The organism is Alcanivorax sp. HI0044, from assembly GCF_001634945.1.
The window spans coordinates 1-788 of the sequence record NZ_LWEZ01001813.1 but is presented as its reverse complement, the minus strand read 5'-3'; the positions used below and the strand labels follow the sequence as shown (position 1 = coordinate 788).

Here is a 788-nt window from a genome sequence, read left to right as displayed (position 1 = left end):
TCCTCTGACGTAGACGCCGAAGACAACCGCTCATAGGCAACCAGAGACACTTTCGCATCAATCACCACATCCTTGTTTTCCGGCAGGTGAACGATGGCATCGGGCAGGCGACGCTGGCCGCTCTCGTCCTTCAGGGTGACCTGGGTTTCGTATTCACGGCCCCGGGTCAGGCCGGAAGACTCCAGCACCCGCTCCAGAATCATTTCACCCCAGTTACCCTGGGTCTTGGCCTGCCCTTTCAACGCATCGGTCAGGTTGCGGGCGTCTTCGTGCATCTGCTGGTTCAGGCTTTTCAGGTGGCCCAGCTGTTCGATCAGGGACGCCTGGGCGCGGGTCTCGTCACTGTGAATCTGGTCCACCCGGCGACGGAAATCCGCCAGCTGCTCACGAAACGGCTTGAGCATGCCATCCAGGCCCTGTTGGTGCTGCTCCTGCAGCTGCTTGCCGCGCTGCTCAAGCACCTTCCCTGACAGGTTTTCAAACTCCTGTTTCAGCTGGTTGCGGCTTTGCTCGGAAAAGGCCAGTTTCTCCTGCTGGCCAGCCAGACGTTCTTCCAGCCGCGCTTTCTCGGACCCCAACTGTTGCAACTGCGCGTCGCTGTCCCGTTGACGCTGTTGCTGCTCTTGCAGCTGCTGCTTGAGCAACGGCACCTGGGCCAAGGGCTCGCTCAAGGCCTGCTTTTCCGCCAACAGCGCCGCCTCGCGAACCGCCGCCCGGCGCCGCTCGATCAGCACAGCCAACAGTGCCGCCACGGCTCCACAACATAGCGCTGCCAGCGCCATCATTGC

The 788-nt window shown here is 61.7% G+C and carries 1 protein-coding gene; it reads right to left on the bottom strand.

Annotation, left to right across the window (positions count from 1 at the left end; all coding sequences use genetic code 11):
- The coding region (locus A3730_RS27040; RefSeq protein WP_231884063.1) for a DNA recombination protein RmuC at positions 1-788 on the bottom strand (788 nt) is incomplete at both ends.